The sequence below is a fragment of the Bradyrhizobium sp. USDA 4501 genome, from assembly GCF_054062115.1.
Genome location: NZ_JBSSEX010000001.1, coordinates 8488425 through 8500610 on the forward strand (window position 1 = coordinate 8488425; position 12186 = coordinate 8500610).

The window sequence follows — 12186 nt, forward strand, 5'->3', positions numbered from 1 at the left end:
TTGTTGTTGTTGCTTGCGCGCGGGCCTTACGCCTCGCGGATGTAATTCCCTGCCTCGAATTCGACCGGCCTCGTGTCGGCGTCGAACGACACCCCGATCGGGTCGCGGCCGGTGGCCATGGCCTCGAGCTGGTCAGCGAGCATCCGGCGGATCATCAGGATGCCGCGGTCGCTCTGGCCAAAATGCTCTTCGGAATGGATCGTCACCGCTCCCTGGCCGACCTGGGCCTCGTAGTCGCCGGGAAATTGCTGGTGCTCGGCCTCGGTCATGTCCCACCAGAACTTGCCGTTGAACTTCGAGCGCATCCGCCCGATATCGCCCGCGTTCTTGACCCGGCCGGCGACGTAGATGCGGAACGAGGTGTCGTCGATCGGCAAGGTCCAGCCGATCGATTCGACGCGCGCGAACTGCGCGACGCGCGGATTGGGCACGACGCGGAGTGTGGGGAGGGCGGCCTCGGTGACGCGATAGAACACCTTGCCGTCGTCCTGCCTGCGGATCGAACGCACCGTGATGCCGCGCGGCGACATCTCGAACTTCACGTCGAGCATCGAGGCCATCATGTTGGTGAACTGCGGCCCTGAGAACGAGCCGTGCAGCACCGGCACATGGTAGGGGTCGGCGACGTTCTCGAAATGCTGCAGCCAGTTGGGATCACGGCAGGGCCGCCGCCGCCGATCGAGGAATCGTCGGCCTCGACGAACTCGCCGTCGTCCATGTTTTCCAGGCACTCGTAGCGCGGCAGCACCGGCCTTTTCCCGGCCGGCCCCATATAGGCGAAGATCAGGCCGTAGCGTTCCTGCACCGGATACCAGGGCTGGCGCACCTTGTCCTTGAACAGGCCGCCGTCGGGCTCGCAGGGGTGTTCGAGGCAGCGGCCCTCGGTGTCGAATTTCCAGCCGTGATAGCAGCAGCGGATACCGTCTTCCTCGACCTTGCCGTAATAGAGCGTGGTGCCGCGGTGGCAGCAGCGCGCATGTAGCAGGCCGGCCCGGCCATGCCGGTCGCGGAACAGGATCAGGTCTTCGCCAAGTGCGCGGACTTTTCTGGGGATATCGGAGGCGTCACCGGTGAGGCCGACCGGCTGCCAATACCGGCGCAACAGCTCGCCCATCGGCGTGCCGCGGCCGACCGAGGTGAGCTCGGTCCGGGTGCTCGACGGCTTCATCGCATAGGCCGTGCCGAGATCGCGGTCCCGCTGGGTGATCGTCATGTTGTCCTCCCCGCCGCTGGTCGGGCGCCGGCGGCCGATCTATCGTTGACTAAGTCAACGATAGATAGATGACAATGTCAACGATATCGTTGAGCTTGGCAGCGCGCGGCTTTGTTGGCAGAGGTTGGTGATGACCGAGAAGCTCAGGACTGAGAGGGCCTTGCCGCCGGAGGCCGTTGTCGATTCCGAACTGGCGCCGATCACCGCGATGATGTCGTCGCGGCTGATGGTGCTGGCGAACCTGCTCAGGCGCGGCGCGATGCTGCGCTACAAGCGCCTGACCGGCCTGTCCTCGGTCGAGTTCGGGCTGGTCGCCTCGCTCGGCCGGCGGCCGCCGATGAGTGTGGTGCGGCTCGCCGAGGCCGTCGGCATGGACAAGGGGCAGATCAGCCGGGCGCTCGCCGAGCTCGTGGCGCGCAAGCTGGTGGCGAAGGCGGCCAATCCGCGCGACAACCGGGAGACCCTGGTCTCTCTCACCAAGGCCGGCCTGGCAGCCCATGATGCCATCGTGGCCGGCGCGCAGGAGCGAAACCGGCACCTGCTGGAACAGCTTGCGCCGGGGGATCTTGAGCTGCTGCTCGGACACATCGATCGGCTCACCCTGACCGCCGCCGAGATGCTCGCTGCCGAGCGGGGGCTGGGCTGATATGGGGAGAGCGCAGGGCACCGGATGGCCGCCGCGGCGTTGCCCATGGAGGCAAGCGCATCCGCCTGATGAGGCCAAGAGCCCGCGGGAAGGACGGTAAAAGCGTCAAAATAGCTTGTCTTGCGCCCCCAGTTGCGCTGCGCTAAAGCCTCAAGAACAATTCCAATCAACGAATCTGCGGCATGTCCGAAACCGCAGCAAGAAGGCCTCGCCGATGACCGGCATCCTGCAGAATTATCTCCCGCTTGTGGTCTTTATCGGAGTCGCGAGCCTGATCGGTCTGGCACTCCTGATCGCGCCGTTCCTGGTCGCGTTCCAATCGCCGGACCCGGAAAAGCTGTCCGCCTATGAATGCGGATTCAACGCTTTTGACGACGCCCGCATGAAGTTCGACGTCCGGTTCTATCTGGTGGCGATCCTCTTCATCATCTTCGACCTCGAAGTGGCGTTCCTGTTCCCCTGGGCCGTGGCGTTCGGAAAGCTCGGCGCCACCGGGTTCTGGTCGATGATGGTGTTCCTGGCCGTGCTGACGGTCGGGTTTGCGTATGAATGGAAGAAAGGCGCGCTCGAATGGGATTGAGCCCCACCGCCGCAACCTCCCAGCCGGCGATTGCCAAATCTGAGATCGCCATGGCTCCGAGGGGTATCCTTGATCCGTCGACCGGTAAGCCGGTCGGCGCCAATGATCCGTTTTTCCTCGAGGTCAATCACGAGCTGTCCGACAAGGGCTTCTTCGTCGCTGCAGCCGATGACCTCATCACCTGGGCGCGCACCGGCTCCCTGATGTGGATGACCTTCGGTCTCGCCTGCTGTGCGGTCGAGATGATGCAGGTCTCGATGCCGCGCTATGACGTCGAACGCTTCGGCTTCGCACCGCGCGCCTCGCCGCGGCAGTCCGACGTGATGATCGTTGCGGGCACCCTGACCAACAAGATGGCGCCCGCGCTGCGCAAGGTCTACGACCAGATGCCGGAGCCGCGCTACGTGATCTCGATGGGCTCCTGCGCCAATGGCGGCGGCTACTATCACTACTCCTATTCGGTGGTGCGTGGCTGCGATCGCATCGTGCCGATCGACATCTACGTGCCCGGCTGCCCGCCCACGGCGGAAGCGCTGCTCTACGGTGTGCTGCTGCTGCAGAAGAAGATCCGCCGTATCGGCACTATTGAACGCTAAGGTTTCAGGTATGGACGACGGCAAGCTCGACGCCCTTGGGCAGACGATCGTGAGCGCGCTTCCGGGCGCGGCCACGGCGCACTCGGTCGCGTTCAATCAGCTCACTATCGACGTCGAGATTGGCAGAATCGTGGAGGTCGCCAGGTTTCTGCGTGACGATCCCGGCTGCCGTTTCGTCAACGTCACCGACGTGACCGCGGTCGACTATCCGAGCCGCGAGAAGCGCTTCGACGTCGTCTACCATCTGCTGTCGCCGACGCTGAACGCGCGCGTCCGTTTGCGCGGGCAGGCCGACGAGACCACGCAGGTGCCGTCGATCATCGGCGTCTTCCCGGGCGCCGACTGGTTCGAGCGCGAGACCTACGACCTCTATGGCGTGATCTTCACCGGCCATCCCGACATGCGCCGCCTGCTGACGGACTACGGCTTCGACGGCCATCCGCTGCGCAAGGATTTCCCGCTCACCGGCTTCGTCGAGGTCCGCTACGACGACCAGGAGAAGCGGGTGCTGTACGAGCCGGTCAGGCTCAACCAGGAATTCCGCAAGTTCGATTTCCTTTCGCCCTGGGAAGGCGCGGACTATCCGCTGCCCGGCGATGAGAAGGCCAAGGCGGAGCCGAAGCCATGAATGAACAGCCGCAAAACCTTCGTAACTTCACCATCAACTTTGGGCCGCAGCATCCGGCGGCGCACGGCGTGCTGCGCCTCGTGCTGGAGCTCGACGGCGAAGTCGTCGAACGCGTCGATCCGCATATCGGCCTGCTTCACCGCGGCACCGAGAAGCTGATCGAGCACAAGACCTATCTGCAGGCGATTCCCTATTTCGACCGGCTCGACTATGTCGCGCCGATGAACCAGGAGCATGCGTTCTGCCTCGCGGCGGAAAAGCTGCTCGGCATTACGGTGCCGCGCCGCGGCCAGTTGATCCGCGTGCTCTATTGCGAGATCGGCCGCATCCTGTCGCATCTGCTCAACGTCACCACCCAGGCGATGGACGTCGGCGCGCTGACCCCGCCGCTGTGGGGCTTCGAAGAGCGCGAGAAGCTGATGGTGTTCTATGAGCGCGCCTCGGGCTCGCGCATGCACGCGGCGTTCTTCCGCGTCGGCGGCGTGCATCAGGACCTGCCGCCGAAGCTGATCGACGACATCGAGGCGTGGTGCGATCCGTTCCTCAAGGTCGTCGACGACCTCGATCGGCTGCTCACCGGCAACCGCATCTTCAAGCAGCGCAACGTCGATATCGGCGTGGTGCCGCTCAAGGAAGCCTGGGAGTGGGGCTTCTCCGGCGTGATGGTGCGCGGCTCGGGCGCGGCCTGGGACCTGCGCAAGTCGCAGCCCTACGAGTGCTACGCCGAGATGGATTTCGACATTCCGATCGGAAAGAACGGCGACTGCTACGACCGCTATCTGATCCGCATGGAAGAGATGCGCCAGTCGGTGCGCATCATGAAGCAGTGCATCCAGAAGCTCAAGGCACCCGACGGGCAGGGCCCGGTCGTGGTCGAGGACAACAAGATCGCGCCGCCGCGCCGCGGTGAGATGAAGCGCTCGATGGAAGCGCTGATCCATCACTTCAAGCTCTACACCGAAGGCGTGCACGTGCCGGCCGGCGAAATCTATGCCGCGGTCGAGGCGCCGAAGGGCGAGTTCGGCGTCTACCTCGTCGCCGACGGCTCCAACAAGCCCTACAAGTGCAAGATCCGCGCGCCGGGCTTCGCCCATCTGCAGGCGATGGATCACATCTGCAGGGGCCATCTGCTGGCCGACGTTTCCGCCATCCTGGGCTCGCTGGACATCGTGTTCGGCGAAGTCGACCGGTGACGATGTCCGCATCCGAACCGCGCGCAATGAGAGTTTGATCGATGTCCGTCCGCCGCCTTGCCCCGAAGGAATTGCAGCCCGCGAGCTTCACGTTCACGGACGAGAATCTTGCCTGGGCCAAGAAGCAGATCGAGAAATATCCGCCGGGACGGCAGGCTTCGGCCGCGATCGCGATCCTGTGGCGCGTGCAGGAGCAGCATGACGGCTGGGTCTCGGAAGCCGCGATCCGCGCTGTCGCCGACCTGCTCGAGATGCCGCATATCCGCATGCTCGAGATCGCGACGTTCTACACCATGTTCCAGCTCTCGCCGGTCGGCAAGAAGGCGCATGTGCAGGTGTGCGGCACCACGCCGTGCCGGCTGCGCGGCGCCGCCGACCTGATCGAGGTCTGCCAGCACCGCATCCATCACGATCCCTTCCAGCTGTCGAAGGACGGCAACTTCTCCTGGGAAGAAGTCGAGTGCTTAGGGGCCTGCGTGAACGCGCCGATGGTGCTGATCTGGAAGGACACCTATGAGGACCTGACCAAGGAAAGCTTCGGCAAGGTCCTCGACGGCTTTGCCGCCGGCAATCCGCCGAAGCCGGGCCCGCAGGTCGACCGTCAGTTCTCGGCGCCCGCGGGCGGGCCGACGACGCTGAAGGAAACCACCTGATGCGGAGCTTTCAGGTGCTAGCAGATGAGACGGGAAGGGGCGCTGCGATGAAGGCTTGGCGCACGATCGCCCTGCATACCGTTGTCGCGGCGGGCTTCATGTTCCTGCTGCAACGCTACGGCCTGAGCGCCACGCTGGAATCCAGCCTGTTGTGGGCCATCGTGTTCGGCGGCTGCGCTGCCGGGCTCGCTTATTCGCAAGCCAATCGGTGATGTTCGGAAAGTTTTGAGCATGCTCGACGACAAGGACCGCATCTTCAAGAACCTCTACGGCCTGCATGATTGGGGCCTCGAGGGCGCGCGCCGCAGAGGCGCCTGGGATGGCACCAAAGGGATCATCGACAAGGGGCGCGACTGGATCATCAACGAGATGAAGGCGTCGGGTCTGCGTGGCCGCGGCGGCGCCGGCTTCCCGACCGGCATGAAGTGGTCCTTCATGCCGAAGGAATCCAAGGACGGCCGTCCGAGCTATCTCGTCGTCAACGCCGATGAGTCGGAGCCCGGCACCTGCAAGGACCGCGAGATCATGCGGCACGATCCGCATCTTTTGGTCGAGGGCTGCCTGCTCGCGAGCTTCGCGATGGGCGCGCATGCCTGCTACGTCTATATCCGCGGCGAGTTCATCCGCGAACGCGAGCGGCTGCAGGCGGCGATCGACCAGGCCTATGAGGCCAAGCTGGTCGGCAAGGACAATATCAACGGCTGGCCGTTCGACATCTATGTCGCGCACGGCGCCGGCGCCTATATCTGCGGCGAGGAGACCGCGCTGCTCGAGAGCCTCGAGGGCAAGAAGGGCCAGCCGCGGCTGAAGCCGCCGTTCCCGGCCAATGTCGGCCTCTATGGCTGCCCGACCACCGTCAACAACGTCGAGTCGATCGCGGTCGCGCCGGACATCCTGCGCCGCGGCGCCGCCTGGTTCGCCGGCATCGGCCGGCCGAACAATGTCGGCACCAAGCTGTTCTGCATCTCCGGCCACGTCGAACGGCCCTGCAACGTCGAAGAGGCGATGGGGATCTTCCGTTCCGCGAGCTGATCGAGAAGCATTGCGGCGGCATCCGCGGCGGCTGGGGCAATCTGAAGGCCGTGATCCCCGGCGGTTCGTCGGTGCGCATGGTGCCGGCCGAGCAGATCATCGACACGCCGATGGATTTCGACAGCCTGAGCAAGCTGCGCTCGGGCCTCGGCACCGCGGCGGTGATCGTGATGGACAAGTCGACCGACCTGATCCGGGCGATCGCGCGCATCTCCTATTTCTACAAGCATGAGAGCTGCGGCCAGTGCACGCCGTGCCGCGAGGGCACGGGGTGGATGTGGCGCGTCCTGACCCGGATGGCCGACGGCCGTGCCCACAAGCGCGAGATCGACATGCTGCTCGAGGTCACCAAGCAGGTCGAGGGCCACACTATCTGCGCGCTCGGCGACGCCGCCGCCTGGCCGATCCAGGGCCTGATCGCGCATTTCCGTCACGAGATCGAAGAGCGCATCGACCAATATTCGCACAAGGCCGATCTCGACGATCAGGGCATTCGCGATCCCATGCACATGGTAGCCGCGGAGTAATGTTGGTGATGACGCAACAGGCCGCATGGTGGCAGAAGTACGGGACGCTTGCGCAGATGGCGCAGGCGACCGTGGCGCTGCTCGGCTTTGTTGCAATCCTGCTGCAGATCAACGAAATCCGTACCTCGAACCGTGCTTCCAGCGCGCGTTCGGCGTTTCTCGGCTACACCGATCTCGCATTCCAGAATCCGAAATTCGCTCAGCCGGACTACGAGACCATCAAGGCCGCCGGTCGCGAAGAGCGGTCCCAATATGAGAGTTTTGTCTCGTATTTCCTCTATGCCTGCGAGGAGACCTTTGCCGCCTTCGCGGATAAGCGCGAATGGCAGGCATCGTGTGACTACGACCTGAAACCGCATCTGCCGTTCCTCTGCGAGAAGAACCAGGCGCAGCCTGCCTATCTCGCGACCTACGGCGCCGACACCCAGCAATGGGTGAAGACCTCATTGAAAACCGCGAGCGTCGCACCGCCCGACTGCAAGCTCGGAAAGACTTGAGACAGACATGAGCAAGATCATCGTCGATGGCAAAGAGATCGATGTGCCGCCGGAGTACACGCTGCTGCAGGCATGCGAGGCGGCCGGCGCAGAGATTCCGCGCTTCTGCTATCACGAGCGGCTGTCGATCGCCGGCAATTGCCGGATGTGCCTGGTCGAGGTGAAGGGCGGCCCGAAGCCGGTCGCGAGCTGCGCCTGGGCCGTGCGCGACTGCCGGCCGGGCCCGAAGGGCGAGCCGCCGGAAATCTCGACCCGTTCGCCGATGGTGAAGAAGGCGCGCGAAGGCGTGATGGAGTTCCTGCTGATCAACCATCCGCTGGACTGCCCGATCTGCGACCAGGGCGGCGAGTGCGATCTGCAGGACCAGGCGATGGGCTACGGCGTCGACACCAGCCGTTTCGCCGAGAACAAGCGCGCGGTCGAGGACAAGTATCTCGGCGCGCTGGTCAAGACCTCGATGAACCGCTGCATCCAGTGCACGCGCTGCGTCCGCTTCTCCGCCGAAGTCTGCGGCGCGCCGGAAATGGGCGCGACTGGCCGCGGCGAGGACATGGAGATCACCACCTATCTCGAGCAGGCGCTGAGCTCGGAGCTGCAGGGCAACCTGGTCGATATCTGCCCGGTCGGCGCGCTGACCTCGAAGCCCTACGCCTTCGCGGCGCGGCCCTGGGAGCTCGGCAAGACCCAGTCGGTCGACGTCATGGACGGCGTGGGATCTGCGATCCGCGTCGACACCCGCGGCCGCGAGGTGATGCGCATCCTGCCGCGCATCAACGAGGCGGTGAACGAGGAGTGGATCTCCGACAAGACCCGCCACATCGTCGACGGCCTGCGTACGCAGCGCCTCGACCGGCCCTATGTGCGCGAGAACGGCCAGCTCCGGCCGGCGACCTGGCAGGAAGCCTTCGCCGCCATCGCCGCCAAGGCCAGCCGCAGCGACGGCAAGCGGATCGGCGCGATCGCCGGCGATCTGGCCGCGGTCGACGAAATGTATGCGCTGAAGGAAATGCTCGCGAAGTTCGGCTCGGTCAATCTCGCCGTGCAGGGCGGCGATGCGTTCGACGCCAAGGCCGGCCGCGGCTCCTACATCTTCAATCCGACCATTGCCGGCATCGACCAGGCCGACGCGATCCTGATCATCGGCTCGCATCCGCGCAAGGAAGCCGCGGTGCTGAACGCGCGGATCCGCAAGCGCTGGCGCACCGGCGGGCTCAAGGTCGGCATGATCGGCGCCAAGGCCGATTTCACCTATGACCACGACTATCTCGGCGCGGGCACCGATACGCTGGCCGATCTCGCGGCGGGCAAGCACTCCTTTGCCGACGTCTTGAAGAAGGCGCAGCACCCAATCATCCTGGTCGGCGCCGGCGCCTACACCAGGCATGACGGGGCGGCCGTGCTGGCGCAGGCCGCCAAGCTCGCAGTCGACGTCGGCGCGCTGAAGGACGGCTGGAACGGCTTTGCAGTGTTGCAGGATACCGCCTCGCGCGCCGGCGCGCTCGATATCGGCTTCTCGCCGGCGGCTGGTGGCCTGACCTCAGCGCAGATGACGACCTTCGGCACGCTCGACGTGCTGTTCCTGCTTGGCGCCGACGAGATCAAGGTGCCGGACGGTACCTTCGTGGTCTATATCGGCACCCATGGCGACCAGGGCGCGCATCGCGCCGACGTCATCCTGCCGGGCGCGGCCTATACCGAGAAGTCCGGCATCTACGTCAACACCGAAGGCCGGGCGCAGATCGCCAACCGCGCCGCATTCCCGCCGGGCGAGGCCCGCGAGGACTGGGCGATCATCCGCGCGCTGTCCGACGTGCTCGGCAAGAAGCTGCCGTTCGACTCGCTGCAGGCGCTGCGTCAGGCTATGTTCAAGGCCTACCCGCATCTGATGCGGCTCGACCAGATCGAGGCCGGCAAGCCCGACGACGTCAAGGCGCTGGCAGGCAAGGGCGGCAGCGTCGACAAGGCGGCATTCAAGCCGACCGTCGAGGACTTCTATCTGACCAACCCGATCGCGCGGGCCTCTGCCGTGATGGCGGAGTGCTCGCGGCTGGCGTCGGGCCGAATGCTGACGGCAGCGGAGTGAGCGTGACCTGATGGCTGAATTCTTCGCAAGCTCGTTCTGGACCGGCTTCCTCTGGCCGCTGATCATCATGGTCGCGGAGAGCCTGTTGCTGCTGGTCGTGCTCCTGATCGCGATCGCCTACATCCTGCTCGCCGACCGCAAGATCTGGGCGGCGGTGCAGATCCGCCGCGGCCCCAACGTGGTCGGGCCGTTCGGATTGCTGCAATCCTTCGCCGACCTCCTGAAATTCGTGCTGAAGGAGCCGGTGATTCCGTCCGGCTCCAACAAGGGCGTGTTCCTGCTCGCGCCGCTGGTGTCGTGCATCCTGGCGCTGGCCGCCTGGGCGGTGATCCCGTTCGATCTCGGCTGGGTGATCTCCGACATCAATGTCGGCGTTCTCTACATCTTCGCGATCTCGTCGCTGTCGATCTACGGCATCATCATGGCCGGCTGGTCGTCGAACTCGAAATATCCGTTCCTGGCCGCGCTGCGCTCGGCGGCGCAGATGGTGTCCTACGAGGTCTCGATCGGCTTCGTCATCATCACCGTGCTGCTCTGCGTCGGCTCGCTGAACCTGTCGGCTGTGGTCGAGGCGCAGAACACCCGCGGGCTTGCGCACCTGATCGGCCTGCCGCAGCTCACCATCCTGAACTGGTATGTGTGGCCGCTGTTCCCGATGTTCGTCGTGTTCTACGTCTCGGCGCTGGCCGAAACCAATCGTCCGCCGTTCGATCTGGTCGAGGCCGAATCCGAGTTGGTCGCCGGCTTCATGACCGAATACGGCTCGACCCCGTATCTTTTGTTCATGCTCGGCGAGTATGTCGCGATCACCACGATGTGCGCGCTGGCGTCGATCCTGTTCCTGGGCGGCTGGCTGCCGCCGGTCAATCTGCCGCCGTTCACCTGGATTCCGGGCATCGTCTGGTTCGCCCTGAAGGTGTTCTTCATGTTCTTCATGTTCGCGATGGCGAAGGCGATCGTGCCGCGCTACCGCTACGATCAACTGATGCGGCTCGGCTGGAAGGTGTTCCTGCCGCTGTCGCTGGCGATGGTGGTGATCGTGGCCGGCGTGCTGCAGTTCGCCGGCATCGCGCCGAAGTGAGGCCGTCATGAGTGTCAATGTCAACGCAACAGCCCGCTCGCTTCTGCTGTCGGAATTCGTCTCGGCGTTCTTCCTCGCGATGCGCTATTTCTTCCAGCCGAAGCCGACGCTGAACTATCCCTTCGAGAAGGGCCCGATCTCGCCGCGCTTCCGCGGCGAGCACGCGCTGCGCCGCTATCCGAACGGCGAGGAACGCTGCATCGCCTGCAAGCTGTGCGAGGCGATCTGCCCGGCGCAGGCGATCACGATCGAGGCCGGCCCGCGCCGCAACGACGGCACCCGCCGCACGGTGCGGTACGACATCGACATGGTGAAGTGCATCTATTGCGGCCTGTGCCAGGAGGCATGCCCGGTGGACGCCATCGTCGAGGGACCGAATTTCGAATTCGCGACCGAGACCCGCGAGGAACTGTACTATGACAAGGCCAAGCTGCTCGCCAATGGCGACCGCTGGGAGCGCGAGATCGCGAAGTCGATCGCGCTCGACGCGCCGTACCGGTGAGGTGAGGGCATGATCCTTCCGGCGCTGTTCTTCTACCTGTTTGCTGCGGCCTGCGTGGCCTCGGCGGTCATGGTGATTGTCTCGCGCAATCCCGTGCACTCCGTGCTGTTCCTGATCCTGGCCTTCGTCAACGCGGCCGGTCTGTTCATCCTGATGGGCGCCGAGTTCCTCGGGATGATGCTGATCGTGGTCTATGTCGGCGCGGTCGCGGTGCTGTTCCTGTTCGTGATCATGATGCTCGACGTCGACTTCGTCGAGCTACGCGAGGGCTTCATCCAGTATCTGCCGATTGGCATCGTGATCGGCGGCATCTTCATGTTCGAGCTGCTGCTCGTCGTCGGCGCCTGGGTGATCAACCCGGCCGTGACCAAGACGATCACCGCGGCGATCCCGACCAATGTCAGCAACACCGAGGCGCTCGGCCTCGTGCTCTATACGAAGTACATCCATTACTTCCAGCTCGCCGGCATGGTGCTGCTGGTCGCGATGATCGGCGCCATCGTGCTGACGCTGCGCCACAAGGCCAAGGTCAAGCGGCAGAACATCAACGTGCAGAACGCGCGCACGCCCGAGATGGCGATGGCGATGCGCAAGGTGGCGTCGGGGCAGGGCCTGCAGGATGCCGACGCGGCGGAGTGGGTGAAATGACGATCGGGCTCGGACACTATCTCGCGGTCGCCGCGATCCTGTTCACGCTCGGGATCCTCGGCATCTTCCTCAACCGCAAGAACATCATCGTCATCCTGATGTCGATCGAGCTGATCCTGCTGTCGGTCAACATCAACCTGGTGGCGTTCTCGACCTTCCTCGGCGACATCGTCGGCCAGGTGTTCGCGCTCTTGGTGCTGACGGTGGCCGCCGCCGAGGCTGCGATCGGTCTCGCCGTGCTGGTGGTGTATTTCCGCAACCGCGGTTCGATCGCGGTTGAAGACGTCAATCTGATGAAGGGCTAGGC

Annotated in this window: 13 protein-coding genes and 2 pseudogenes; 14 read left to right on the plus strand and 1 reads right to left on the minus strand. The window is 64.6% G+C overall.

What is annotated here, in order from left to right; translation table 11 throughout:
* Window positions 1-26 precede the first annotated feature (26 nt).
* A pseudogene (locus tag ACVWZM_RS39565) lies at window positions 27-1213 on the minus strand (Rieske 2Fe-2S domain-containing protein).
* A 130-nt stretch (window positions 1214-1343) separates the two neighbouring features.
* Here ACVWZM_RS39565 and ACVWZM_RS39570 point away from each other — a divergent pair.
* From ACVWZM_RS39570 to nuoK, 14 genes and pseudogenes are all read left to right on the plus strand, one after another.
* On the plus strand, window positions 1344-1859 hold the full coding sequence (locus ACVWZM_RS39570) for a MarR family winged helix-turn-helix transcriptional regulator (RefSeq protein WP_057016467.1): 516 nt from the start codon (window positions 1344-1346) through the stop codon (window positions 1857-1859).
* Window positions 1860-2073: 214 nt separating this feature from the next.
* Window positions 2074-2439, plus strand: coding sequence for an NADH-quinone oxidoreductase subunit A (locus ACVWZM_RS39575; RefSeq protein WP_018271860.1), 366 nt, complete (start codon window positions 2074-2076; stop codon window positions 2437-2439).
* A gap of 50 nt (window positions 2440-2489) precedes the next feature.
* Entirely contained in the window at window positions 2490-3035 is a 546-nt protein-coding gene (locus ACVWZM_RS39580; RefSeq protein WP_176936700.1) for a NuoB/complex I 20 kDa subunit family protein, read from the plus strand.
* A 10-nt stretch (window positions 3036-3045) separates the two neighbouring features.
* Complete coding sequence (locus ACVWZM_RS39585) at window positions 3046-3663, plus strand: NADH-quinone oxidoreductase subunit C (RefSeq protein WP_076825355.1); 618 nt, start codon at window positions 3046-3048, stop codon at window positions 3661-3663.
* Window positions 3660-4856, plus strand: a complete 1197-nt coding sequence (locus ACVWZM_RS39590; RefSeq protein WP_076825356.1) for an NADH-quinone oxidoreductase subunit D — start codon at window positions 3660-3662, stop codon at window positions 4854-4856. Before ACVWZM_RS39585 ends, ACVWZM_RS39590 begins: the two co-directional genes overlap by 4 nt.
* A gap of 41 nt (window positions 4857-4897) precedes the next feature.
* Window positions 4898-5509, plus strand: coding sequence for an NADH-quinone oxidoreductase subunit NuoE (nuoE, locus tag ACVWZM_RS39595; RefSeq protein ID WP_029080758.1), 612 nt, complete (start codon window positions 4898-4900; stop codon window positions 5507-5509).
* Window positions 5509-5721: a hypothetical protein gene (locus ACVWZM_RS39600; protein WP_035631350.1), complete on the plus strand. Its 213-nt coding sequence runs from the start codon at window positions 5509-5511 to the stop codon at window positions 5719-5721. The genes nuoE and ACVWZM_RS39600 overlap by 1 nt, the downstream gene beginning before the upstream one ends.
* Before the next feature lie 19 nt (window positions 5722-5740).
* Window positions 5741-7068: pseudogene (gene nuoF / locus ACVWZM_RS39605) on the plus strand (NADH-quinone oxidoreductase subunit NuoF).
* A 5-nt stretch (window positions 7069-7073) separates the two neighbouring features.
* The gene (locus ACVWZM_RS39610; protein WP_143270708.1) at window positions 7074-7565 is read left to right on the plus strand and encodes a hypothetical protein; all 492 of its coding nucleotides are present in this window, start codon (window positions 7074-7076) and stop codon (window positions 7563-7565) included.
* Window positions 7566-7572: 7 nt separating this feature from the next.
* The gene (nuoG, locus tag ACVWZM_RS39615; protein ID WP_253639754.1) at window positions 7573-9648 is read left to right on the plus strand and encodes an NADH-quinone oxidoreductase subunit NuoG; all 2076 of its coding nucleotides are present in this window, start codon (window positions 7573-7575) and stop codon (window positions 9646-9648) included.
* 10 nt (window positions 9649-9658) lie between these two features.
* Window positions 9659-10729, plus strand: coding sequence for an NADH-quinone oxidoreductase subunit NuoH (nuoH, locus tag ACVWZM_RS39620; protein ID WP_018271855.1), 1071 nt, complete (start codon window positions 9659-9661; stop codon window positions 10727-10729).
* A gap of 7 nt (window positions 10730-10736) precedes the next feature.
* Entirely contained in the window at window positions 10737-11231 is a 495-nt protein-coding gene (gene nuoI, locus ACVWZM_RS39625) for an NADH-quinone oxidoreductase subunit NuoI (RefSeq protein WP_018271854.1), read from the plus strand.
* A gap of 9 nt (window positions 11232-11240) precedes the next feature.
* Window positions 11241-11879, plus strand: coding sequence for an NADH-quinone oxidoreductase subunit J (locus tag ACVWZM_RS39630; RefSeq protein WP_028333975.1), 639 nt, complete (start codon window positions 11241-11243; stop codon window positions 11877-11879).
* Window positions 11876-12184: an NADH-quinone oxidoreductase subunit NuoK gene (gene nuoK, locus ACVWZM_RS39635; protein WP_016841823.1), complete on the plus strand. Its 309-nt coding sequence runs from the start codon at window positions 11876-11878 to the stop codon at window positions 12182-12184. The genes ACVWZM_RS39630 and nuoK overlap by 4 nt, the downstream gene beginning before the upstream one ends.
* Window positions 12185-12186: the final 2 nt, after the last annotated feature.

Coding starts and splice junctions, on each gene's coding strand:
- nuoI (WP_018271854.1), top strand. CDS start 10,737: ATGAGTGTCAATGTCAACGCAACAGCCCGCTCGCTTCTGCTGTCGGAA.
- ACVWZM_RS39570 (WP_057016467.1), top strand. CDS start 1,344: ATGACCGAGAAGCTCAGGACTGAGAGGGCCTTGCCGCCGGAGGCCGTT.
- nuoH (WP_018271855.1), top strand. CDS start 9,659: ATGGCTGAATTCTTCGCAAGCTCGTTCTGGACCGGCTTCCTCTGGCCG.
- ACVWZM_RS39630 (WP_028333975.1), top strand. CDS start 11,241: ATGATCCTTCCGGCGCTGTTCTTCTACCTGTTTGCTGCGGCCTGCGTG.
- ACVWZM_RS39575 (WP_018271860.1), top strand. CDS start 2,074: ATGACCGGCATCCTGCAGAATTATCTCCCGCTTGTGGTCTTTATCGGA.
- ACVWZM_RS39585 (WP_076825355.1), top strand. CDS start 3,046: ATGGACGACGGCAAGCTCGACGCCCTTGGGCAGACGATCGTGAGCGCG.
- ACVWZM_RS39600 (WP_035631350.1), top strand. CDS start 5,509: ATGCGGAGCTTTCAGGTGCTAGCAGATGAGACGGGAAGGGGCGCTGCG.
- nuoG (WP_253639754.1), top strand. CDS start 7,573: ATGAGCAAGATCATCGTCGATGGCAAAGAGATCGATGTGCCGCCGGAG.
- nuoK (WP_016841823.1), top strand. CDS start 11,876: ATGACGATCGGGCTCGGACACTATCTCGCGGTCGCCGCGATCCTGTTC.
- nuoE (WP_029080758.1), top strand. CDS start 4,898: ATGTCCGTCCGCCGCCTTGCCCCGAAGGAATTGCAGCCCGCGAGCTTC.
- ACVWZM_RS39580 (WP_176936700.1), top strand. CDS start 2,490: ATGGCTCCGAGGGGTATCCTTGATCCGTCGACCGGTAAGCCGGTCGGC.
- ACVWZM_RS39590 (WP_076825356.1), top strand. CDS start 3,660: ATGAATGAACAGCCGCAAAACCTTCGTAACTTCACCATCAACTTTGGG.